The following is a 23349-nucleotide window of genomic DNA, read 5'->3' as shown; positions in this document are numbered from 1 at the left end:
AAATCCGCTCAATGAAAATTTTAACCGAAGGTGCCATGCTTAAAAAACGAATCCTGATTATTGACGACGATTCCCGGAATATTTTTGCCCTCAGCGCTACCTTAAAAGCCCGATCATTCGATTGTATGTCGTGTACGAGTGCGCACGAAGCCCTGGAGTTACTGAGAACCAATGAAAACGTGGATGCTATTCTGATCGACATGATGATGCCGGAAATGGACGGCTATGAAGCCATTCCGCGGATAAAAAACATTGAAAGCAGAGCAAAAACGCCCATTATTGCCGTAACGGCGCAGGCTATGGTGGGCGATCGGGAAAAGTGTCTGCAGGCCGGCGCATCGGACTATATTTCCAAACCGGTGGATGTGGATCGGCTGCTACAACTGTTGTCGCAAGTGTAATCGGTTATGGTCATCGAAGAGGAAGAAGTTGAACAAATCCTGAATGATCTGTTTGAAATATACGGATACGATTTTACCAATTACGCCCGGGCCTCGTTAAAACGGCGCATTAGCCGGTTGTTGATGCTGGATAAGTTTCCCAGTTTTTCCGAGTTCCGGTACCGGGTTAAATCGGATGCGGATTACCTGAAGCGGGTGGTGGAAGGCCTGACGGTAACGGTGACCGAAATGTTCCGTGACCCGGTGTTTTTTAATTTATTACGCACGGAAGTCGTCCCAACGCTATCGGCCAAACCATTCATCCGGATCTGGCACGCGGGTTGTTCAACCGGTGAAGAAGTATTTTCGATGGCTATTTTGCTCAAAGAAGCTAATCTGTTGCATAAATCGTTGCTTTACGCGACGGATTTAAATCCCGAAGTTCTGGAAAAAGCCCGGAAAGGTATTTTCCCGCTGGCGCACATGAAGTTGTACTCCGAGAATTACATTGAATCGGGCGGAAGACAGGATTTTTCGTCGTATTATACCGCTCAATACGGCCAGGTTAAATTTGACGAAACGCTGGCCGAACGAATGATTTTCTCGACCCATAATTTAGTTTCTGACCGGTCTTTTAACGAGTTTGATATAGTCTTTTGCCGCAACGTTCTGATTTATTTCGATAAACACTTGCAGGAACGGACGCTAACGTTGTTCGATGAAAGCCTGGGTACGCTCGGTTATCTGGCGTTAGGCTCTAAAGAAACTCTCAATTTTTCGGCCCTGAAACCCCGGTATAAACAGCTAAAAAAAGAAAAAATATGGCGGAAAGTCGCCTGAAACCGGCTTGCCGGGCGGTCGTTATCGGCGGTTCGGCGGGGAGTATTGAAGTTTTGTTAAAAGTACTCCCGGCCTTGCCTTTCGGCTTGTCGTTTGCCGTAATTATCGTGCTGCACCGCAAAAATTCGGTCGATTCGTCGCTGGCCCATTTGTTGTCGCTGAAAACCGCCGTTCCGATTCAGGAAGTCGAAGATAAACAACCGGTTTTGCCCGGATCGATGTACCTGGCCCCCGCCGACTACCACCTGCTGATTGAAAAGGAAGAAGTGTTTTCGCTCGATAATTCGGAGAAAATCAACTACAGCCGCCCCTCGCTCGATGTCACCTTCGAGTCGGCCGCCGATGTGTACGGCCCGGCGGTGGTCGGGGTTCTGTTGTCGGGTGCCAATGCCGACGGGACCGCCGGATTAAATGCCATCAAAAAAGCCGGGGGAACAATTGTGGCCCAGAAACCCGAAACCGCCCTGTCCGGTTTTATGCCACAGCATGCCATTCTGCACACACCAATTGATGAGGTGCTGGACATTGATGAACTCATGGTTTTTATCAACGCCCTCAACGTCCCGAAGCGCTAAGCAAACGGCTCCTTTACTGTTCCTCGACATTGCCCGCGCCCAGTTCCTGAAATAACGTCTGCCAGTATTGGGTTACCGCCGGGTTGTTTTCTTTCACGGATGCGTTGGGGGCAAACGGTAAGACCATCGAAATCGCCGGGCTGCCAATGGGGTAACGTTTCAATTGTTCGGCGTCGGCCTTGGCCCATTGATCGGCCTGTGCATTGTCTTTGGGCGGAGTTTTATGAAAATCCCGGCGGCCGGGTTGGTAAACACTCTCCACCATATCGCTGAGGTAATACACTTTCACGGTGGCCCCGGTTTCGTTGGCTTTGGCAATGACCGGCAAACTGGCCCAGATGTCGGTTTCTTTGTTCGATGACGAGGCATTGGGCGTCATCAGTTGTTGCAGCACGCGCTGGCGGATAGCGGCTTTTTCGCGGCCCAGCGACAGATCGAAGCTGGTTTGCGCGGCTTCGCGGTCGGTCGCGTTGGCGTTGCTGACGTCTTCCATTTCGGAGCGGGTCGTTACCGAGAGCGCCCGGGCTTTCGAGGTGTTTTCGTGGATAAAATAGACGTCCAGCAGATCGCCCTTATTCCTGATGTTCTGCTCGATGATGTCGTTGACCGCTCCCTGGTATTTCTGAGCCACAAACGCTTTGTTGGCGTTCACGCTGACGGACTTATCCAGAAAAATCAGGGTATGAACCGGCGCGGTTGTTGGCGCAGTCGAATGGGTTTCTTGGCCGTTGTTGGACGAACAGGCCGCGAGCGTCAGCAGCAGTACGCAGCTAGAAAGTATCGTTTTCATAGGTGTTTAACCGTCGTTGGAAGTTCGGTCGCCGAAACGCCGGAATACCAAAACGTTCACGGATCAGATCCTGGTTTTTTTTAAAACGTTACGGGCCGAGAGTTGTTTGTGGCGCCCCGTTCTGATTCCGAAAATTTGGGTTTTGCCTTCCATAATTATCCGAATCTTGGCATTTATTGGCTTGTCGTCAAAACCGGCTTCCGGAAAACCAAATGTACCAACAAACTGCGTATCTTGCTTTATCGGCTGATCAACAAACCCACTCAAGGTATGAATTCATTTTTTACGCGTCGGTTTACCTACGTAACCATTCTGCTTTTTGTCACCACCCGGCTGCTGGCCCAGATCACCAACGCACCCGCCCGCAAGGAAGGCGACGGCCCTCATAAACGGCTCATCATCCGGGGGGTGACGCTCATCAACAGCACCGGAGCCCCACCGATGGGGCCGGTCGATATCGTTGTAGAGAAAAACCGCATCGCCCAGGTCCGGCAGGTGGGTCATCCCGGTGTGCCGATCGAGTCGGCCCGACGCCCGCAGGCCGGTCCCGGCGACAAAGAACTAAACTGTGAAGGCATGTACCTGATGCCCGGTTTTGTCGATATGCACGGCCATATTGGTGGCAAGGCGCAGGGGACGCCGTCCGAGTACGTTTTCAAGCTCTGGCTGGGCCACGGCATCACCACCATCCGCGACCCATCGGCGGGCAATGGTCTCGACTGGGTGCTGGATCACCGCGCCAAAAGTGAACGCAACGAGATTACGGCCCCGCGCATCAAAGCATATACGTCGTTTGGACAAGGGTCCAAAGAGCAGATTTCGACGCCGGAACAGGCCCGCGCCTGGGTGCGCGAGAACGCCAAAAAGGGAGCGGATGGCATCAAGTTTTTCGGTGCTGAACCCCAAGTGTTCAAAGCGGCACTGGAGGAAAACAAAAAACTCGGTCTGCGGTCGGCCTGTCACCACGCCCAACTGGAAGTGGCCCGGATGAACGTACTGGCCACGGCCAAAGCCGGTCTGACGTCGATGGAGCACTGGTATGGTTTACCCGAAGCCCTGTTTGAAGACAAAACCATCCAGTCGTATCCCGCGGATTATAACTACAATAACGAGCAAAATCGCTTCGAGGAAGCGGGCAAGCTCTGGGAGCAGGCCGCCAAACCGGGTACCGAAAAATGGAACAAGGTGATGGACGACCTGATTGCGATGGATTTCACGATCGATCCGACTTTCAACATTTACGAAGCCAACCGCGAGTTGATGCTGGCGCGCCGGGCCGAGTGGCACGACGAGTACACGCTGCCGGCGCTCTGGCGGTTTTACGGACCCAGCCGGATTTCGCACGGTTCGTACTGGCACAATTGGGGCACGGAACAGGAAGTGACCTGGAAACGGAATTATCAACTCTGGATGGCCTTCATCAACGAATACAAAAACCGGGGTGGCCGCGTTACGGCGGGTTCGGATTCGGGTTTTATTTACCAGCTATACGGTTTTGCCTACATCCGTGAACTGGAGCTCCTGCGCGAAGCCGGTTTTCATCCGCTCGAAGTCATCCGGGCGGCTACGCTCAAAGGGGCCGAAGCCCTCGGCATGGCCGATCAGATCGGTTCGGTGGAAGTCGGTAAACTGGCTGATTTTGTGATCACGGAAGAAAACCCGCTGGCGAACCTGAAAGTATTGTACGGCACGGGAGCCATCAAGCTCAACGAAAAGAACGAAGTAACGCGCGCTGGTGGGGTGAAGTATACCGTAAAAGATGGCGTTGTCTACGACGCCAAGCAACTGCTGGCTGACGTCCGTAAAATTGTAGCCGACGCCAAACAGAAGGAAAACTTCGAAATTACGCAGCCGGGTGTTGCGCCCAAACCGGCTAAACTCTCCGGCGGCAACTAACGCACCAACTTTAGTCCGTGTAAAATCGGGACACTCGCCACTGATTGAGTGTATTCCATGATCTGACACGGACTAAAGGCGGTGGGTATGTGGTTACGGTTTATTGCTATCGACCACCAGCTTATTTTCCCGGTTTACAATTTCCCAGGCGGTATAAAACACCAGCCGGGCGGATTTTTCGGCCAGCTTGAAATTCATCTTCTCCACATCGTCGCCGGGGCGGTGGTAATCGGCATGGAGGCCATTGAAGTAAAAAATAATGGGGATTTTGTGCTTGGCGAAGTTGTAATGGTCGGAGCGGTAGTAAATCCGCTGCGGATCGTTGGGGTCGTTGTACTTGTAATCCAGCTCCATCATCGTGTACTTCCGGTTGGCGTCTTCGCTGATCTGGTGCAGTTCCGACGATAATTTGTCTGAGCCAATGACGTAAATGTAGTTGTCGGACTTGCCTTCGTGCAGATCGTCCACGCGACCCACCATGTCGATGTTCAGGTCACAAACCGTAGAGGCCAGCGGCAGAACCGGGTTCATATCCGTGTAATATTCCGAACCGAGCAATCCTTTTTCTTCACCCGAAACCGTCAAAAACAACATACTCCGGCGCGGGCCGTGGCCTTCGGCTTTGGCTTTGGCAAAGGCCTGCGCAATTTCAATGACCGAAACCGTGCCCGAACCGTCGTCGTTGGCACCGTTGTTCACCTGGCCGTCGGCGCTGATGCCAATGTGGTCGTAATGGGCCGAAACGATCACCACCTCGTCTTTTTTATCGGAGCCTTCCAGAAAGCCCAGCACGTTGCTGCTTTCCAGGGTTTCGTCTTTCCGCTCCGCTTTCAGATTGATTTTTCCTTTCAGAGCCCCGGAATTGGCTTTACCGGTTTTGTTGATTTTGGCCACCGCTGCCTGTAATTTGGCGGGCGTGGTATTCAGCAAATCCGCTCCCATTTCCTGCGTAATCAGGAACGTACCGACCGCGCCGATTTTCTCCATCGACGGTTTCAGGCTCATCCGGTTAAAGCGCCCCATCAGGGCCGTGCGCTGGGCCACCAGCCGGCGATAGGCTTCCGGCGATTCGGCGGAAATAATAAACACCTGCTCGGCCCCCTTGTCTTTGGCAATCAGGGCTTTCTTCCGCACGCTTTCCTCGTTGCTCCAGTCGGAAGGTTTGGTTGAGTTGGAGATGACGTAATTGCCGTTCGCTTTTTTGGGTTCGCCTTCCAGAATGACGACGGCTTTGCCCTGAATATTCAGTTTGGCGTAATCGTTATACTGATCCGTCAGAATCCCGTAGCCGGCAAACACGGTTTCGACCGGAGTTTCCTCCATAACCGCGAACAATCCGTTGACGATGAAATCTTTGGGATACGTATACGTTTTTCCGGCGGCTTTGACGTAGAAATCGCCCCAGGTTTTCTGGTACAGCTTAAACGGCTGGAGATAGCCGGTTTTGCCCTCTTCGGATTTAACGATGGGCTGGAGTTTTTCGGCAGCAAACTGCTGAGCGATGTAATCGGCGGCTTTTCGCTGGCCCGGTTTTCCGGTTTCGCGTCCTTCCATATCGTCGGCGGCCAGCACGCGCAGGTGTTTTTCGAGATCGGCCGCCAGAATTGTGTTGGCGTAATCGGTGGCGGTTTGGGCCGTCGCCAGCTGACAGCAGAACAGCAAACCGACCCCGTATTTCAAATAGGTCATGAGGATGTTGTGAAGAAAATGAGAAAGCAAAAAAGCAGGGTAAAACCGACCCTGCCTGTGCAAAGATAAAACGAAATTGCGGGTTAATTTATTGAAACGCCTTTTGGCGATGCAGCGTTCCGGCGCTCAGCCCGGGCCGGTGCGCTGGGGGCGGTTTTCGGCCAGAAGAAAAGGGATGATTAAAAAGCTCAGGCTGCTCAGGAGTAAGTTGATGCCAAAACCGACAGCGTGCAGAAAGGTGGCGATGGCGGCTCCTTCCGCCGGGGTAAAACCGTACAACACCAGGACCCGGCTGACCAGAAAATGGTAAGTGCCAATGCCCCCCTGTGTCGGAACAGCCAGCCCGCCCAGCGAACTGACGGCCAGAATCGTGAGGGCTACCGTGGGGGGAAGCGACCGCGTACTGTCTAATGCCAGCAGGAGCCAATACGTGCTTAACCAGGATAAAAGCTGAGTTAACACTGTTAGAAGTACAAACAAATAAAGGTTTGGCAGTCGACGGATCGCACTAAAACCCGCCCAGAGCCCTTTAACAGTGTTAGCTGTTTGGCGCGCGAATAGATGTTTCCGCATGCCGGGTTTGCGTAACAAGCGCCAGCCGAGCCAGAGCATAGCACCCAGAATGACACAGCCGCCGAGGATCAACCACCAGCCCGTTCCCTGGGGTGTTCGCAAGGAGAGGGTTGCCATGTACTGGTTCATCCGGGTTACTTCCAGCCCAAAAGCCAGCAGCAGAATGAGGCCCAGCATGAATAAGTCGATGACGCGTTCGGCCACCACCGAGCCCACACCCTGCGAAAACGGAACCCGGTCGGTTCGCTGGAGGGTGGCGCAACGGGTCAGCTCGCCCGAACCCGGCACAATCAGACTGGCTATCACCCCCGCCAGCAGCGCAACGGTTGTCCGGAAAGCATTGGGAAAATAACCGAGCGCCAGGAGCGGTTGCTGCCAGCGTTTTCCCCGCACCAGATAGGATAAAACCGTTCCGAAACCGGCCAGTGCAATCCAGCCGTAATGAGCCTGTTGAAACTGGCGGCCAATATCGGCAAAGGCAATATCTTTCAGGGCGTAGGCCAGGAGGGCAATCGCCAGCCCAAACGGAAGGAGCTTTTTGAAAAATAATGTCATTAGTTTGTAAGAATCCGCTGTAAGTTAGACAAAACAACGGATAAATTATGGCACATAATTTGACCCCAATTATCGGTCATGCTACCTTTGAAAGTACGCAAAGCACCCATATTTCCTCTGTTCGTTCTAGGTTGGTTAACCAAACATGTCAAAGTCCAGCAAGAAAAAACCGGCTTCTATTTCGCCGAAACCCAAAACCGGGGAGACACCCGCTGTTGAGGTCAGTAAACCCATTCCAGATACCCGAACGAAACCGGCCCCCCTGGTGGCCGAAAGGGCAGACCGTAAACGGACCGAGTTTGAGTTGATTCGGTTCGACACCCGCCTGAAATGGTTTCTGGGAATTTGTCTGGGCTTCTTCCTGCTATTTACCGTCACGAAAATTCACTTTTCGTCCATTCCGATCTGGAATCAAATTATTCCGGACGGATCGGATCAACGGCGCGGGCTTATGGCGGGTACGCCCAAGCAGATTCGGATGGATGAATGGGCCATTCTGGCGCCGTTCATGCTCTCGCAGGCCCATCAGAATTATCCCCTTGAAAATCCGGCAATTGGCGGAGAAAAAGTCGCGTTGGTGGGTTATTTTCCGATCAAGCACTTTGTGTCGGTTTTTCGTCCGGATTACTGGGGCTTTTACGCCTTCGGCCCCGAAATCGGTTTCGCCTGGCGCTGGAATTTTATTCTCTTTTTTAGCCTGATTGCCGTTACCCTGACGTTCCTGCTCTTAACCCGAAATAATTTCTGGCTGTCGGTCATCGGGGCGTTCTGGCTGATTTTTTCACCGGGGTTGGCCTGGTGGTCGTTTTTCTTTCTGACGAGTATATTGGCCGGGTGCCTGTTGCTGACGTCGTCGATTTACATTTTTTATGCCCGAAATGTCAAAACGATTCTGGGCTGGGGGGCGGTTTTTCTGTGGTCGTTTGGCGCGTATGCACTCACGTTATATCCGCCCTACCAGGTACCGATGGGCTATTTGCTGGTTTTTCTGCTGATCGGTTTTGTCTGGCGGGATTACCGTAAAGACTGGTTGCTGGCCAAAGTTCCTTATAAGCTGGGTGTTTTCGCGCTGGTTTTTGCGATTCTGGGGGCGGTTTTTTATCTCTATTACCTGGATGCCAAATCAACCATCGACGTGATGTCGAATACGGTTTATCCCGGAAAACGCAGCGAAACCGGGGGCACCGGGTTCATTGCCAACTGGTTTTCAGAATACTATGCCGGCTGGTTATTGTCCGATCAGAAGTTTCCGAAACACTGGTTAAATATTTGTGAGCTATCCCACTTCATTACCTTTACGCCGACCATTCTGGCCTGTACCGTGGTTTTCTTCTGGCGTCTCCGGAAAATCGACCCGCTGCTGTTGATCATTCTGACGTATGTGCTGGTCTTACTGGTCTGGATGGAAGTGGGCTTTCCGGCGTTTCTGGCCAAAGCCACGCTGCTGGATGTGAGCCCGACCCGCCGGACGCAGATTCCGTTCGGGATTGCCAACGTGGTTCTGGCGGTTTTGTACCTGGATTACCTGCGGAATCACAAGGTTAAAGTTGGAACTGCCCTGTCGGTGGCTCTGTCGATCGGGGTGGTGGTGTTCATGATTTACGCGGCCTGGCTCAATATCTCAACCTCACAGGGCTTCTACAAGGCACACCAGCTGTTTGTTCCAACGCTCTTTTTTATGGCGTTGAATTTTCTGCTGTTGCCCGTCACGAATTTTCGGTATAAGGAACTGGTCGTTGGCGTTGCCCTTGTTTTATTTACCCTGCCGAACCTGAAAATCAATCCGCTGGCTAAAGGGCTGGCCCCCATTACGGAACACACGCTGTATAAAAAAATACGGGAATTGTATCAGAAAGAACCCGATGCCCGGTGGGTGGTTCTGGGTAGTCAGTATATTGCCTACCTGGTGACGGCAACGGGGGTGAATCAGTTAAGTGGGGTTAAAAACCAGCCTGATTTTAAAACCATGCGGGTGCTGGACCCTACGGCTAAGCGGGATTCGGCGTATAACCGGTATGCTCATGCCGTTTACAATACGTATATTGATGGAAAAGACAGTACGGTTATTCAGAGTAACTTCGAAGACGGTTATTTTGTCGGTGTAGACCCTTGTTCGCCGAAGCTGAAGAAGCTCAACGTGAAGTATTTCATCTTCGACCGAACCCCGCAGGCGGTGGAAATCCGATGCATGAAACTGGTGGAGAAGCTGGGAAGTATTGAAATCTACCGCAGCAATGAATGAGCGCGTGTTCGTCCTGATTCCGTCGTATAACGAAGGAAAAGTGATTCGCCAGACCATTCGTTCCCTGGAGGGAAAACCGTATACGCTGGTGGTCATCGATGATGCTTCGACCGACTCGACCTATAATGCCGTGCGCGATTTGCCGGTTTACTACTTACGCCACGAAATCAATTTAGGGCAGGGCGCGGCCCTCCAGACGGGGATGGATTTTGCCCGGCTGCATGATGCGGATATCGTTGTGCATTTTGACGCGGACGGGCAGCATAACCCGGCTGATATTCCACGCTTTATTGATGTTCTACGGACCCAGCGGGTCGATATCGTCCTGGGTTCCCGGTTTTTACGCCGGGAGGATTTAAAGGCCGTTCCCCGCTTCAGGCGGCTGCTCCTGCGACTGGCCCGCCTGGCGAATGGGTTACTGACCGGGCTTTGGCTGACGGACGCTCATAACGGGTTTCGGGTCATGAACTGGCGGGCCCTGAAAGCGATTCAACTGAAGGAAAACCGCATGGCCCATGCCACCGAACTCTTGATGCAGATTCGCCGGAACCGGCTGCGGTATATCGAACAACCGACGCATATTACCTATACGACCTATTCGCAGGAGAAAGGGCAGCGTTGGTCGGGCGCGATCAACATTCTGATTGATGTGTTTATCAATAAATATTTTCGTTGATGGAATTTACGCTAACGCCGATTCAGTTACTGCTGACCCTGCTGCTGGTCATCGTGGGTATTGCCTCGCTGAGCCTGCTACGGAACCGGCTGCTGTACCGCCTGTTTTTCCTGGGCATCATTGCCATCGGTATTCTTTTCGTGGCGGTCCCCACCATTCCGTATTACCTGGCGATGCAATTGGGCGTCGGGCGGGGGGTTGATCTGGTCTTTTATTTACTCTTTACCGGTTTTCTGCTGATGGGGGTGGTGTTGTATCGGCGTGTGCTTCAGCACGATCTGATCATTACCCAACTGGTTCGGCAAAACGCGATTCGAAACGCGTTGCACCTGAAAGAAAACGGGCGGGAGACGACCTCCGACTCAGAGTAGCGTCCACTGCTGCGGCACTACGATCCGGGCCGACGGGACTGAAGACGCAAACCATTGCCGGGGCGCAACGACCGTTCGTTTCGGCGCGGAATGGAGCCAGGCACCCCACCAGCTGAATGAGCTGTTGGCCACGATCGCGTGGGGGCACAAACTCATCAGGTACAGATCCTGCCAACTGTCCGTTCCGGTATTGCCTTCTACGTACGTCACGGTTTTCAGAACCGGCCCCAGCCTCGCTTTCACCCAGGCCATATCGTCGGAAAAGGCAAAAAAGTGGATGCCTTCGAGCTGTTCCCGAAGGTGGGCAATGGCGTTTCGGTAATAGGTTTCGCCGGCAAACCCGTGTACTTCGCGGGCGTTGGGATTGGTGATGTAATCGCCCCGGCGGACGTGGATAAAAACCGGTGTTGCCGCCCGATGGATGGCATCGGCATACCGCTGGCTGGCGACGGAAAGCGGTTTTTGAAAGCGAAGTTTGTCGCGGAGGGCGGGCGCAATCGGTTGGAACCACGTTTCCGATTGCCAGTATCCCCAGCAAAAAACGACGGGGGCCGACGACGGGATGGTGGTTAAGCGGGATTGGACGTTAGAATTTTCCGGCAAAAAAACACTGCCCCGGTAACCAGCAACGGCTTTTAGAAAACCAGTCGTTGTCTCAGAGAAGGAAGTAAGCGGAGTTTGTAAGTCGAAGACATCGAGTTCATAGGGGCGCAAGGTATACTTCCGCAGCCTCGCCAGCAAACGGCTTTCCAGAATAACCGTACTCAGCTTCAGTTCCGTCTGACGTTCGTGGGCCATCCGCAAGCCGAACGCATACTGGAATAACTGATTGCCCAACCCACCCATCAGGGACGAAATAACCATGAACTAAACCGGGTTTGATTTGCGTTCGGCGAAGTAATTAACGGCCACGAAGATTTCCAGTAATTCGGAGTAGGCATCAATCCGGCGAAGGCCGTTGCCGACGATGCGGTACAGGATAAAGTCATCGTGCAGTAATTTCCAGAAATCCCGGAAAAAAGTGCGGGAGTCGATGTTCGTTCCGCCGAATTCAAACTGAATAAACCGGATTCGCTGGTCTTTTAAAAGCTGTTGGGCGCCCTCCAGAACCGAAAATTCGTGTCCTTCAACGTCAATTTTGAGCAAACTGATTTCAGGGATGTTCTGCTCCCGGCAAAAGGCATCCACCGTACTAAACGTGGCTACCTCCATCGGCCCAAACGAAATATTCAGGTGTTGCAGATCGCGTGAATAAACCGACATCATGCCCGACTGTTCGGCATCGGCATAGAGCGGCAATTGGCCGGTTTTGGAGCTTAATCCGAACGGGTGTTTAATAACCGTAGGCGCTGTAACGGCGGCCACCAGCGTCTGATAGGTGCTGTGCGAGGGTTCAAAGCAATGGACGGTTGCCCGGCTTTCGAAGGTTTTCAGAACCAGTTGGGCGTAACTGCCCACGTTGGCACCGACGTCGAAAATGACAATGGGTTTCGACTGTCGCTCCGTTTTGCGGGCAACGTACGCAAGAACAAATTGTTCTCCGCTGTCTTCCGTATACGAGCCACCCCCGTAATTCATGGCGTAGAGCGTAAATAGATACAGTTTTTCGTACAAAGGCTGGAGCCAGGTGACCCGGATGGGCGCCAATAACCACTTCAGAAACCGTGTCATGAGCTTAATTTGGTCATCTCGAAAATTCCGCAGCCGTACGAACAGCCAAAATTAGTCCGAACGGCCTCCGATTGCCAGTCGGCGTTGGCGAAAAGCCGCTCATCATCGTCAATATAACTGAAGGATTCAATGCGGTAGCGGGGGGTAAAAAGCCGGAGCAGGTACGCGACATCGAAGACGCGGTGGGCGTTGTAAATGATTCCCTGGGGGCCAATCGGGGTTGAGAAATAAAACGTACCGCCCGGTTTCAGAATTTCGTAAATCGTATCCAGTGCTTTAAGGTGGCCATTTACGTCGATAGGATCACCGTAACGGCCCAGGCCAAAGTGTTCGATCGCGTGAAGCGACGAAAGCGAATCCGTGCAGGCTTTCAGATCCGGGGGCAAGGTCATCAGATCAGCCTGACGGAACGTAACATTCGGAATCGGCCGGTTCAGCGGGCGTATGTCCAGAATTTCGATGGGCCGAAACGTGGCGACATGGGCTACAAAACCGTCGATCCGGGAGCCAATATCGAGGTGTTTAACGGGTTGATTCTGGAAAATGCGCTGGGCAACATAGAGATCCTGCAAAAAATAGTGCTTGATTAAATGCCCGCTTTCGGCGTAGCGATCCGTCAGGGCCGGAAAGAAACCCCGCACCGGAAAGTCGGGTTGCGCGTTTAGCTGCTTTTTCAGTTCAAAATAGTCGCCGACGAAATTGGGAACCGCTTTCATCCCATTCCAGACAACCTTTGACCCCAGTTTTACAATACGACCAATCATACGGTATCAGGCATTGAGGACCCGCCGGGCCCGATTCATGATTCGAATTAAAAAAGATTCCGGAACGGTATTGATCACCAGGCTGATCAGTTTAATTTTCAAACGGTGGGACAGGGGCGCTTTATAGCCGAAATCCCGAATGAATGTTTCTTTGATGTTGAGATTACTCCGCCATTTTTCCCGCAGCTTCGTAAAAACCGTATTAGAGTCGTGGATGCGGTAAAACGTGAGATACTCGGGCAAGTTATGCATTTTTAATCCACTATTCAATTGCACAAACAAGCTATAGTAGTCATTAAAATGATCAAATTGAATTTGGTATAAATCGTTCTGCTGAAAATAATTCCGGTATAAAATCGCCGGATTGGCAATCGGAAATCGCAAATAAAATTCCTTGTAAATAGCCTGGTGGTCAACGGGGTAGGTGCGGGCCCCCGTTGGTTTTCCGTGTTCATCGATTAACGTTAACCAGCTCCCGACCAGAAAAACATCCGGATTGGCCTGCAAAAAAGCTACCTGTCTGGCTAGTCGGTCGGGATGAGCCAGATCATCGGCATCCAGTTTGGCCAGCAATTCGCCTTTGGCGTGACGCGTTGCCACGTTGGTGGCGGCTTCACCGCCGTATCCGAGCGGTCGGGGTTCATACAGGGGTTTAACCCGATTGTCGCGCCGGGCATACGATTCGATGATCTGCCGGGTCCCATCGGTGGATCCATTGTCTAAAACCAGCACTTCCAGATTCCGATACGATTGGTTCAGAATACTTTCCAGCGCGGCCGGCAGAAACCGGGCCCCGTTGTATACCGGCATGATCACAGATACCAGCGGTGCGGCAGAATTAGGCATGTATAAACTTCATAATCAGATAAAAAACCAAATCAATAGCACTTTTACGGTGTCCGCCAAACTTCATCCATTCGGAACGGGCCGAACAAATTTATTCTTCGTAAATTTGCATTTCCGTTTGCAATTTTTGCTACAAATTCATCAATGAAGCTCAATCTCAGCTATCAGGAACGTTTCGAAGACCGGCACAACGGCGCGGACGTATCCCAAACCAATGCCATTCTGAAAACCATCGGCGTCGGATCGGTGGATGAACTCATCGAACAAACTGTTCCGGCACTCATCCGGCTCGAAAAACCGCTCGATCTGCCAGCCGCTAAATCCGAGCATCAGTTTCTGGCTGATTTTCAAAAACTCGCTCAGCAAAATAAAATCTATAAATCGTACATCGGCACGGGCTATTACGATACGATTACGCCGAACGTCATTCTGCGCAATATACTCGAAAATCCGGCCTGGTACACGGCCTACACGCCTTATCAGGCCGAAATTGCGCAGGGGCGTCTGGAAGCGCTGTTAAACTTCCAAACCGTTGTGATCGACCTGACGGGCATGGAAATCGCCAATGCCTCGCTGCTGGACGAAGCCACGGCGGCTGCTGAAGCGATGCACGTGCTGTTTGCCCAGCGTTCGGCGGCTAAAAAATCGGCGAGGACCTTCTTTGTGTCGGACCGTTGCCATCCGCAGACGATTGACGTAATCAAAACGCGTGCCACGCCCCTGGGCATTCAGGTTCAGGTTGGCGACCACCAGCAGATGAATGTGACGGACGACAATCTGTTCGGTATGCTGGTGCAATACCCGGCTTCCGACGGCGAAGTGTTTGATTATACCGATCTGATTGCGGCTGCGCACGAACACAATGTTTTTGTGGCCGTGGCCGCCGACCTGCTGAGCCTGACGATGCTGACTCCGCCGGGTGAAATGGGCGCGGATGTGGTCGTTGGTTCTTCACAGCGGTTTGGCGTTCCGATGGGCTACGGCGGCCCGCATGCGGCTTTTTTTGCCACCAAAGAAGCGTTTAAACGCCAGATTCCGGGCCGGATCATCGGGGTTTCGGTCGATGCGCAGGGAAATCCAGCCTTGCGGATGGCGCTGCAAACCCGCGAACAACACATTCGCCGGGAAAAAGCGACGTCGAATATCTGTACGGCGCAGGTGTTGCTGGCGGTGATGGCGGGTAGCTACGCGGTTTACCACGGTCCGCAACGTCTCCGGGCCATCGCCGAACGCGTACACGGTTTGACCAAATTATTCGCGACGGTTTTGCGCTGGAACGGGTATTCGATCCAGACCAAGAATTACTTCGACACGATCACGGTGGAAGTCGAAGACGTGGAATCGCTGCAGAAATCGGCCCGGACGGCAGGGGTCAACCTGCGGTATCTGGACGATGAGCGGGTGAGCGTTTCGTTCGATGAAGCCAAAACCATCGACGATGTCGTTCAATTGCTGGATGTTTTCGGTCTCTGTGCCGATATGGAAGCGGCTACTGAAACCTTGGCGCTCACCTGGCCCGAGCGACTCGTTCGGCAATCAGCGTACCTGACCCACCCGGTTTTCAATACACACCATACCGAGCACCAGATGCTGCGGTACCTGAAATCCCTGGAAGAAAAAGACCTTTCGCTGGTGCATTCGATGATTTCGCTCGGCAGTTGTACGATGAAACTGAATGCAACCGCCGAAATGATTCCGGTTACCTGGCCGGAATTTGGGGGTTTACACCCCTTTGCACCAAAAGATCAGGTGGCGGGGTATCAAAAATTAGTCGCCGACTTAAGCCACTGGCTGTGTGAAATTACCGGTTTTTCGGCGGTTTCGCTGCAGCCCAATTCCGGGGCGCAGGGAGAATACGCCGGTCTGATGGTGATTCGGGCGTACCACGAAAGTCGCAACGACGGGCACCGCAATGTAGCGCTGATTCCGTCGTCGGCCCACGGCACCAACCCCGCCAGCGCGGTGATGGCCGGGATGAAAGTGGTTATTGTGAAGTGCGATGAGCGCGGCAATATCGACGTGGATGACCTGCGTGCCAAAGCGGAACAATACAGCAACGACCTGTCGTGCCTGATGGTGACCTATCCATCGACGCACGGCGTTTTCGAAGAAACGATCAAGGAAATCTGCGAAATTATCCACGAAAACGGTGGGCAGGTGTACATGGACGGCGCAAACATGAACGCCCAGGTTGGTCTGACGAGCCCGGCCACAATCGGGGCGGATGTTTGTCACCTCAACCTGCACAAAACCTTCTGCATTCCGCATGGTGGCGGTGGGCCGGGTATGGGGCCGATTGGCGTTGTGGAACATCTGGCACCTTTTCTGCCGGGTAATCCGCTGGTCGAGACGGGGGGCAAACAGGCCATTCATGCGGTTTCGGCGGCTCCGTACGGTTCGGCCAGCATCCTGACGATTTCGTACGCCTACATTGCGATGATGGGCGCCGAGGGCCTGACCAATGCGACCAAAACCGCCATTCTGAATGCCAACTACCTGAAGGTGCGGCTGGAAGAACATTATCCGATTCTGTACACGGGCAAAAATGGCCGGTGCGCCCACGAAATGATCGTCGATTGCCGGCCGTTTAAAGCCGCCGGGGTGGAAGTGGAAGACATTGCCAAGCGGTTGATGGACTACGGTTTTCACGCGCCGACGGTTTCGTTTCCGGTGCCGGGCACGATGATGATCGAGCCGACGGAGTCCGAATCGAAAGACGAACTCGACCGGTTTTGTGACGCGCTGATCAGTATCCGGGCCGAAATTCGTGAGATTGAGGAAGGCCAAGCCGATAAAGCCAATAACGTGCTGAAAAACGCGCCCCACACGGTCAGTGTGTTTATTGCCGACCAGTGGGATCGTCCGTACAGTCGCGAAAAAGCCGCTTTCCCGCTGCCTTACGTGAAAGCCCGTAAATTCTGGCCGAGCGTCAGCCGGATCGACAATGCCTACGGCGACCGGAATCTGGTCTGTGCGTGCCTGCCAGTGGAAGAATATGCCGCTGAAGTGCCGGAGACGGCTTCGTAGTGTTTATACCCGTTGCGTATAAAAAACCGCACCCGTTGAAACGGGTGCGGTTTTTATAGCAGGCAATTGACAAAATTATCCTTCTGCCAACTCTTTTAATTTCTCCAAAGCTGGTGGCCAGGTTTTCTCGAAATAATCGATGTGATCATCCACAATGTCGATCTCGACGGTTAGTTCCGTTTTGCCATCGACGGTTTTGAGCGTATAATTTTCCATTGAACCGGCCCATTCCCGGACCCGGTCACTGTACAGATCTTCGGCGCCATGGTTGACTTCACCGAGGTGTTTAAACGACATGTACTCATTCGGAATGCTGGTTTCAATCCGGGAGACCATTCCTTCGCCCTTTTCATTCAGAAACAGCACTTTACTGCCTTCCTGCCAATCAGTTTCGGCCCGTGAGCCTTCACTGAAAACCGCCGTCCATTGCGGATACGTGGTGTCGCCCCAAAGAATGTTCCAGACGGTTTCGCGCGGGGCGTCGATGGTGGTTTTGAATGTTCTTCTTTCCATGATCTGTTGTTGTTTAGAACAAAGATCGGTCTATCGAACGAAAGTCATGGGGGGCAATAACGACAATTTGCGGGTAGATTCCGGCAGTGAAGTAAAACCGGTGAAGGCCGGAAAGCTGGAAAGGCAATGCTGGTTTGGCAATTCGACTCGCACCCGGAAAAGCGCCTACAAAGCGGCAATAACTGTCACTCCGCCTTTCGTTTTGTCGCCCATCTTCACTTTGATTTCTGCATCCAGCGGCAGAAACAGGTCGACCCGGGAGCCGAATTTGATGAAACCCAGTTCGTGGCCCTGCTGAACCGACTGCCCTTCTTTGGCGTACCAGACAATGCGCCGGGCCAGGGCACCCGCAATCTGGCGGAGAAGAATTTCGGCCCCGTTTTTGGCCCGAAGCACCACCGACGTCCGCTCGTTTTCGGTACTTGATTTGGGGTGCCAGGCGACCAGGTACTTGCCGGGGTAGTATTTAACGTATTCGACCGTGCCCGTGACGGGGTAGAAATTGATATGCACATTCAGCGGTGACATAAAAATAGACACCTGCCGACGTTTTCCTTTGAAATATTCTGGTTCATCTACTTCTTCGATCACCACAACCGTGCCGTCGCAGGGCGAAATCACTTGCTGATCGTTCAGGGGCGTCACCCGGCGGGGTTTCCGGAAAAATTGCAGGATCAGCAGAAACAAAACCAGACTGACTGCCAGCATCAGTGTGATGGCGGTTTCGTTGCCGTTGAATAGGTATGAAATTGATAAAATGTTGATTGCCAGCAAAATCAACACTGTCCAGAACAAAATTTGATATCCTTCCTTATGGATGGTCATGGGGTTCAAAAAAGCGGTTGTGCCTTACAATGATGGGCTGAGGGAGTAAAGGTATGAAAGAAACCGCATTGGCACCAATTGCTCCGCCAGATTCGGGGGCCGATACACAGAGTCATCGGGCTTCCCGACACTAAAACCGGGTTAGCGTCGGGAAGCCCGATGGCTGGAAGGGCGGATCAGTAACCTCCGCGGAATTTGTACGTGCTCGCTACTTTGTCAATGGCCACAATATAGGCCGCCAGTCGCATCGAAACCTTGTATTTCTGCGACGTTTCGAACACCCGGTCGAACGCATCTTTCATGTTGCGATCGGCCCGGCGGTTGATCCGGTCGAGCGTCCATTTGTAGCCAATCCGGTTCTGAACCCACTCGAAATAGGAAACCGTTACCCCGCCGGCATTGGCCAGAATATCCGGCACGACCATAATTCCTTTTTCGTTGATAATATCATCGGCACTGGCCGATGTAGGGCCATTGGCGCCCTCCACAATCATTTTAGCCTGAATGGTATCGGCGTTTTCGGCCGTGATCACGTCTTCTTTGGCCGCCGGGACCAGGACATCGACCGGCAGCGCCAGCAACTCCTCGTTCGAAATCCGTTCGGCACCTTTAAACCCATCAAGGGTTCCATTGTTCGCGTTGCGGTAGGCCAGGGCCGCGCTGATATCCAGGCCGTTGTTGTTGTAATAACCGCCCGTGACGTCGCTGACCGCCGTGACGGTCACGCCCCGTTCGTGCAGTAACTCAGCCGCAAAGGAACCGACATTGCCAAAGCCCTGAATGGCCGCCGTCGAGCGGTACGGATTCATCCGTAATTTATCCATGGCCGAGAGCGCGGCCACGGTTACTCCGCGTCCGGTGGCTTCCGTGCGGCCCAGCGAACCGCCCAGAACAAGCGGTTTTCCGGTCACGACGGCGTTGATGGTCATGCCCCGCGATTTTGAGTATTCGTCCATGAGCCAGGCCATTTCGCGCTGACCCGTGCCCATGTCGGGGGCCGGAATGTCGCGGTCGGGGCCAAAAACGTCGAGCATCGCAACGGTGTACGCCCGGATCAGGCGCTCGATTTCGCCCGCCGACATATCGCGCGGATTGCAGGCAATACCGCCTTTGGCTCCACCATACGGAATGTCCACTACCGCGCATTTCCAGGTCATCCAGGCGGCCAAAGCCCGCACTTCGTCCAGCGTCACGTCCGGATCGAGCCGGATACCGCCTTTCGACGGGCCCAGTATGGTAGAATGAATCACGCGGTGGCCTTCAAAAACTTTGATGGTTCCGTTGTCCATCGTGATGGGGAGACCGACGGTTACCTGCCGGGCCGGAACTTTCAGAATATAGTACATTTCCTCGGTAATGCCCAGCATTTGGGCGGCCGCGTCGAAGCGCGACATCATCGACTCGAGGGGGTTTTCTTTATCTTTTATGGGGGCTGGTTCTATATAAGCCATAATCCTAAATTTTTAGTTGATGAGCTTGCTACCATAGAACAGCAAACTTACCAAAAAAGATAACGATGCTTGTTATGAACTATTTTTTCGCGATTTAGTATAATTTTTTCGGCCAAAATCATGTGTTATTCAGGCGGTTATAAACCAAATATCGAACCTAATAAAAAGTTGTTAGGCCAAATATTGATTGGCGTTTATTCGCATTTGCCAATAAGTATTTTTTAAACTTTTTTTTAAACGGTAGGCCCTCTACGTTGAAAAAGAATCAATCGGGTTGTAATTTTGTTGTTTCATCGACGGAAAAATTTCACCCACTTTAACTAGCTGATGAGTACGATGATTCAGGAAGAAAAGAAAAGATACTCGGAAGAGGAGCTAAAAGAATTCGAAGAGCTGATTAGCCAGAAGTTGGAGACATCCCGCAGCGAGCTTAATTACATCAAGGAAACACTTAGCAAGCGCAACGACAGCGGCACGGATAATACCTCCGGTACGTCCAAGTTACTGGAAGATGGGGCCGACACCAGTGAGCGCGAAAACCTGAGCCAGTTGGCAGCTCGCCAGCAGAAATTTATCCAGCAGCTGGAGTCGGCGCTGGTGCGGATCAAAAACGGGACCTACGGTATTTGTATCGATACCGGTCGGTTGATTCCCAAAGAACGTCTGCGCGCCGTACCGCACACCCAGCAGACGATTGAAGCAAAACTGAAACGGGCCTGATGCCGTTCAGATCAATTCCGATTTAACGCGATTACGAACGACCCGCTCCGGACCCGGAGCGGGATTTTTTTTGGCGTTTGTGCATGACAATTCCGTATTTTTCCGTCCAATATATAATTCGGAACGAAAAACCGGCCTGAACGTCAAACTTTTCTAAACAAAACCGGTCATAATTGGTAACTACTACTGCAGCCCTAAATGACGAACCGTTATGTTAGAGAAACTGGAAGAAATCAGAGAAAGTATATTCAAGTATCTGGAAGCGCGGATTGAGTTATTTAAACTGGAAACCCGCAATCAACTGGAGAATGTAGCGTTGAATGCCGTTCACGGGATCGTGCTCGGTTTTTTGGCCACCATTACGACCATCTTTTTGTTTTCGTTACTGGCCGCTTACCTCAACGAAGTCTTTGATAGCCGCTATCTGGGCTTTCTGATTGTAGCCGGTTTTTTTCTGCTTCTGACCCTTAGCTGGGCTTTGGCAAAACGCCCGGTAGAAGGCCTGCTCCGGCGAATCACGTACCGGATGCTTAAAAATCAGCAGGAGAAAAAGGCCGAAGAACGGGCCGAAGCGATTCAGGATTTAATGCAACAAACCCGCGAATCGATGAATGAAAGCGGGTCCTTAAATAATTAAAAAACCGGTAATTACCCTCAAATAATCGTTAAGTACGTCAGCCAATCCATTTTTTTACTAATTTTAGAACGCTCTTTTTATGGATACGAATGTGCCCTTTTCCGATACGGCGGCCCGACGGGCTGAGTTGATGGAAGCCACCGAGCAGTATAAAAGTTCGATAGAGTCTAATGTCAAAGCCTTAAAAGAGGATGCCGCCGAAGTCGGCAAAACCGTGGCATTGGTAGCTGGAGTCTGTTTAGCCGCTTATGTGGTTGCCAGCATCGTGTTGCCTAAGTCTGATAAAACAGAAGACGATTACGATGCAGAAGAGGATGATGCGTATGCCGGTGGCAGTGTCCGCGACCACGCGCGTCGGGCCGCCAAAGCCGCCGAAGAAGCTCCCAAACGATCGGCAATCGGTGGTGCGATCACCGGGATTGTGACGTCCATTTTGACGAACATCGCCCGGCAGCAGCTAACCGATTTTATTTCGCGTTTACGTCAGGATAATGCAACCACACAACAACCAGGCCAGTACCCGTAACTCGCTACTCAATACCCTGTACCACCGCAAGGAAATAGGGCAAAAGTCATTTGCCGTCTTGCTCGATCCGGATAAGATCGAGCAAGACGCCTTTAAAGACCTGCTGGTGCGCAGCGTTGAAAACCGGGTCGATTTCTTTTTCGTCGGGGGCAGCCTGATTACCAATTTCATTCTGCGGGAGGTTATTGAAACCATCCGAACGTATACGAACATTCCGGCTATCCTGTTTCCGGGCAATAGCCTTCACATAGAACCCAGTGCCGACGCGATTCTGCTGCTGTCGCTGATTTCGGGCCGTAATCCCGAATTCCTGATCGGCCAGCACGTCATTGCCGCCCCATTATTGAAGAAAAGCGGTCTGGAAATTATGCCCACCGGCTACATGCTGGTCGATAGCGGAGCCCCAACGACGGTTTCCTACATCAGCAATACCACGCCGATTCCGCACGATAAACCGGGCGTTGCCGCCTGCACGGCGATGGCGGGTGAGATGCTGGGGTTGAAACTGATTTATATGGACGCCGGCAGTGGCGCCCGCCGACCGGTTTCACCGGAAATGATTACCATGGTTCGCCAGTGCGTCGATACACCCATCGTGGTCGGAGGGGGAATCAATTCCGTCGAGCGGGCACAGGCTGCGCTGCAAGCCGGGGCCGATGTCATCGTCGTTGGCAACGGAATTGAGAAAAATCCGGAATTACTACCCGAAATAGCCGCTGTCGTTCAGGAATTGAACCGGCAGCTGGCCTAATAACCAGGGAAAAAGCGGAAGGGGAAGAAAGGACGAAGGAATTTATGTTCCTTACTCCTTTCTTCCCCTTCCGCTTTTATAGCCGTTCTTTTTAGACATTCATCAGCGACTCCCGACGGCGCATTTTACCGGCCGGAATTCCGAACATCATTTTAAAACGGCGGCAGAAGTAGGCCGTATCTTTGTAACCCACTTCGGCCCCAATGGCCCGGATGCTCTTTTTCGAAGTCCGGAGCAGTCCGACGGCGGCTTCCATGCGCTGGTATTCGATGTAATCCTGCGGGTTGATCCCGGTCAGCATTTTAAAATACTGCCCGACGTAATCTTCCGAGACGTTGGCGACGTTCGCCAGCACTTTATTCGACAGATCACCGCCCAGGTTGTCTTTGATGTAGGCAAAAATATCGATCAGGCGCGGATCTTTGAAGTACGTGCTGTTTGTCACCAACTGCTCAACAAACAGGCGGTTTTTCAGAATATACCGAATGACTTCAATAACGATTTCCTCGGTTTTGATCTTGATAATCCGGCCTTTACCCGCCGTATCCAGCATGTCTTCGGTCAGAATCTGGTTGATCGTCTGTACCAGTGAATCTTCCCGTTTGATAATGAATGGGGGCACATCCAGCGAGTTGAAGAAGTTTACCGAATCGAACACTTTGGCTTCGAACGATACATAACCGAACGAATTCGGCATGTTGCCAATTTTCTGCGGATCGCGGTTGGCTTCCCAATACTGCTCCCGGTGAATCATGAACTCCTCGTTCGTGACGGTTTTGGGTTGTGAGGCATCGCCGTACGTTACGGTGATGTGCTTGCCGCCCGGAATGAACAGCATATCACCCGTTTCCACCTTCACTTTTTCTTCGCCGAACGACACTTCGCCGTTGTAGAGAACGGTCAGGGTATTTTCAACGTCGTAATAGTTCTTGATGGTTATGGGGTGTAAAATACGGATGTTGCGGGCTTTGATGAACTTTACACCCAGCGATTCGATAATCTTATTATAGTCTTCCATAGGGGGAAAGTGA

At 52.4% G+C, this 23349-nt stretch carries 23 protein-coding genes; 12 read left to right on the top strand and 11 right to left on the bottom strand.

The annotated features are described in order from the left end of the window. Window positions 1-35: 35 nt before the first annotated feature. The 3 genes from ACFPMF_RS16400 to ACFPMF_RS16390 are packed head-to-tail and all read left to right on the top strand — an operon-like array spanning window position 36 to window position 1795. On the top strand, window positions 36-401 hold the full coding sequence (locus ACFPMF_RS16400) for a response regulator (protein WP_379847212.1): 366 nt from the start codon (window positions 36-38) through the stop codon (window positions 399-401). 6 nt (window positions 402-407) lie between these two features. Continuing rightward, window positions 408-1220: a CheR family methyltransferase gene (locus ACFPMF_RS16395; protein ID WP_379847074.1), complete on the top strand. Its 813-nt coding sequence runs from the start codon at window positions 408-410 to the stop codon at window positions 1218-1220. Further along, a complete protein-coding gene (locus tag ACFPMF_RS16390) occupies window positions 1202-1795 on the top strand; it encodes a chemotaxis protein CheB (protein ID WP_379847072.1) in 594 nt (197 codons plus the stop codon). The genes ACFPMF_RS16395 and ACFPMF_RS16390 overlap by 19 nt, the downstream gene beginning before the upstream one ends. 13 nt (window positions 1796-1808) lie before the next feature. Here the strand turns inward: ACFPMF_RS16390 and ACFPMF_RS16385 are convergent, their stop codons facing one another. Then, window positions 1809-2585: a hypothetical protein gene (locus ACFPMF_RS16385; RefSeq protein WP_379847070.1), complete on the bottom strand. Its 777-nt coding sequence runs from the start codon at window positions 2583-2585 to the stop codon at window positions 1809-1811. 270 nt (window positions 2586-2855) lie between these two features. Between ACFPMF_RS16385 and ACFPMF_RS16380 the strand changes: the two genes are divergently transcribed. Next, complete coding sequence (locus ACFPMF_RS16380; RefSeq protein WP_379847068.1) at window positions 2856-4481, top strand: amidohydrolase family protein; 1626 nt, start codon at window positions 2856-2858, stop codon at window positions 4479-4481. A 93-nt stretch (window positions 4482-4574) separates the two neighbouring features. Here the strand turns inward: ACFPMF_RS16380 and ACFPMF_RS16375 are convergent, their stop codons facing one another. Continuing rightward, on the bottom strand, window positions 4575-6170 hold the full coding sequence (locus tag ACFPMF_RS16375; RefSeq protein WP_379847066.1) for a M28 family peptidase: 1596 nt from the start codon (window positions 6168-6170) through the stop codon (window positions 4575-4577). Window positions 6171-6296: 126 nt separating this feature from the next. Continuing rightward, the gene (locus ACFPMF_RS16370; protein ID WP_379847064.1) at window positions 6297-7298 is read right to left on the bottom strand and encodes a lysylphosphatidylglycerol synthase transmembrane domain-containing protein; all 1002 of its coding nucleotides are present in this window, start codon (window positions 7296-7298) and stop codon (window positions 6297-6299) included. A gap of 145 nt (window positions 7299-7443) precedes the next feature. On the opposite strand from ACFPMF_RS16370, the gene ACFPMF_RS16365 reads away from it, so the two are divergent. The 3 genes from ACFPMF_RS16365 to ACFPMF_RS16355 are packed head-to-tail and all read left to right on the top strand — an operon-like array spanning window position 7444 to window position 10587. After that, on the top strand, window positions 7444-9540 hold the full coding sequence (locus ACFPMF_RS16365; RefSeq protein WP_379847062.1) for a DUF7657 domain-containing protein: 2097 nt from the start codon (window positions 7444-7446) through the stop codon (window positions 9538-9540). Beyond that, on the top strand, window positions 9533-10216 hold the full coding sequence (locus ACFPMF_RS16360) for a glycosyltransferase family 2 protein (protein ID WP_379847060.1): 684 nt from the start codon (window positions 9533-9535) through the stop codon (window positions 10214-10216). Before ACFPMF_RS16365 ends, ACFPMF_RS16360 begins: the two co-directional genes overlap by 8 nt. Continuing rightward, entirely contained in the window at window positions 10216-10587 is a 372-nt protein-coding gene (locus ACFPMF_RS16355) for a DUF2304 family protein (RefSeq protein WP_379847058.1), read from the top strand. The genes ACFPMF_RS16360 and ACFPMF_RS16355 overlap by 1 nt, the downstream gene beginning before the upstream one ends. Here the strand turns inward: ACFPMF_RS16355 and ACFPMF_RS16350 are convergent. The 4 genes from ACFPMF_RS16350 to ACFPMF_RS16335 are packed head-to-tail and all read right to left on the bottom strand — an operon-like array spanning window position 10579 to window position 13868. Next, complete coding sequence (locus ACFPMF_RS16350; protein WP_379847056.1) at window positions 10579-11451, bottom strand: alpha-1,2-fucosyltransferase; 873 nt, start codon at window positions 11449-11451, stop codon at window positions 10579-10581. The genes ACFPMF_RS16355 and ACFPMF_RS16350 overlap by 9 nt on opposite strands. A 3-nt stretch (window positions 11452-11454) precedes the next feature. After that, the gene (locus ACFPMF_RS16345; RefSeq protein ID WP_379847054.1) at window positions 11455-12258 is read right to left on the bottom strand and encodes an FkbM family methyltransferase; all 804 of its coding nucleotides are present in this window, start codon (window positions 12256-12258) and stop codon (window positions 11455-11457) included. Beyond that, window positions 12255-13022, bottom strand: coding sequence for a DUF268 domain-containing protein (locus ACFPMF_RS16340; RefSeq protein ID WP_379847052.1), 768 nt, complete (start codon window positions 13020-13022; stop codon window positions 12255-12257). Before ACFPMF_RS16340 ends, ACFPMF_RS16345 begins: the two co-directional genes overlap by 4 nt. 6 nt (window positions 13023-13028) lie before the next feature. Then, window positions 13029-13868 carry a glycosyltransferase family 2 protein gene (locus ACFPMF_RS16335; protein WP_465262192.1) on the bottom strand — a complete coding sequence of 280 codons (840 nt, stop codon included), beginning with the start codon at window positions 13866-13868 and terminating at the stop codon, window positions 13029-13031. Window positions 13869-14012: 144 nt separating this feature from the next. On the opposite strand from ACFPMF_RS16335, the gene gcvP reads away from it, so the two are divergent. Continuing rightward, window positions 14013-16895 carry an aminomethyl-transferring glycine dehydrogenase gene (gene gcvP, locus ACFPMF_RS16330; protein ID WP_379847048.1) on the top strand — a complete coding sequence of 961 codons (2883 nt, stop codon included), beginning with the start codon at window positions 14013-14015 and terminating at the stop codon, window positions 16893-16895. A gap of 75 nt (window positions 16896-16970) precedes the next feature. Here gcvP and ACFPMF_RS16325 read toward each other — a convergent pair whose 3' ends face one another. The 3 genes from ACFPMF_RS16325 to ACFPMF_RS16315 form a co-directional block, all read right to left on the bottom strand. Then, window positions 16971-17408: an SRPBCC family protein gene (locus ACFPMF_RS16325; RefSeq protein ID WP_379847046.1), complete on the bottom strand. Its 438-nt coding sequence runs from the start codon at window positions 17406-17408 to the stop codon at window positions 16971-16973. Between the two features lie 165 nt (window positions 17409-17573). After that, complete coding sequence (locus ACFPMF_RS16320) at window positions 17574-18233, bottom strand: phosphatidylserine decarboxylase family protein (protein WP_379847044.1); 660 nt, start codon at window positions 18231-18233, stop codon at window positions 17574-17576. Between the two features lie 176 nt (window positions 18234-18409). Continuing rightward, window positions 18410-19684 carry a Glu/Leu/Phe/Val family dehydrogenase gene (locus ACFPMF_RS16315; RefSeq protein WP_379847042.1) on the bottom strand — a complete coding sequence of 425 codons (1275 nt, stop codon included), beginning with the start codon at window positions 19682-19684 and terminating at the stop codon, window positions 18410-18412. A 336-nt stretch (window positions 19685-20020) separates the two neighbouring features. On the opposite strand from ACFPMF_RS16315, the gene ACFPMF_RS16310 reads away from it, so the two are divergent. From ACFPMF_RS16310 to ACFPMF_RS16295, 4 genes are all read left to right on the top strand, one after another. Then, a complete protein-coding gene (locus tag ACFPMF_RS16310) occupies window positions 20021-20404 on the top strand; it encodes a TraR/DksA family transcriptional regulator (protein ID WP_379847209.1) in 384 nt (127 codons plus the stop codon). A gap of 211 nt (window positions 20405-20615) precedes the next feature. Next, window positions 20616-21041: a phage holin family protein gene (locus tag ACFPMF_RS16305; RefSeq protein ID WP_379847040.1), complete on the top strand. Its 426-nt coding sequence runs from the start codon at window positions 20616-20618 to the stop codon at window positions 21039-21041. Window positions 21042-21120: 79 nt separating this feature from the next. Further along, window positions 21121-21567, top strand: a complete 447-nt coding sequence (locus ACFPMF_RS16300; RefSeq protein ID WP_379847038.1) for a hypothetical protein — start codon at window positions 21121-21123, stop codon at window positions 21565-21567. Continuing rightward, the gene (locus ACFPMF_RS16295) at window positions 21533-22318 is read left to right on the top strand and encodes a phosphoglycerol geranylgeranyltransferase (protein WP_379847036.1); all 786 of its coding nucleotides are present in this window, start codon (window positions 21533-21535) and stop codon (window positions 22316-22318) included. Before ACFPMF_RS16300 ends, ACFPMF_RS16295 begins: the two co-directional genes overlap by 35 nt. A gap of 91 nt (window positions 22319-22409) precedes the next feature. Here the strand turns inward: ACFPMF_RS16295 and ACFPMF_RS16290 are convergent, their stop codons facing one another. Then, window positions 22410-23336, bottom strand: coding sequence for a helix-turn-helix domain-containing protein (locus ACFPMF_RS16290; protein WP_379847034.1), 927 nt, complete (start codon window positions 23334-23336; stop codon window positions 22410-22412). Window positions 23337-23349: the final 13 nt, after the last annotated feature.

This window comes from Larkinella bovis (genome assembly GCF_042655385.1).
Lineage (GTDB): Bacteria > Bacteroidota > Bacteroidia > Cytophagales > Spirosomataceae > Larkinella > Larkinella bovis.
The sequence above is the reverse complement of the archived record's forward strand: the minus strand, read 5'-3'. Positions and strand labels throughout refer to the sequence as shown.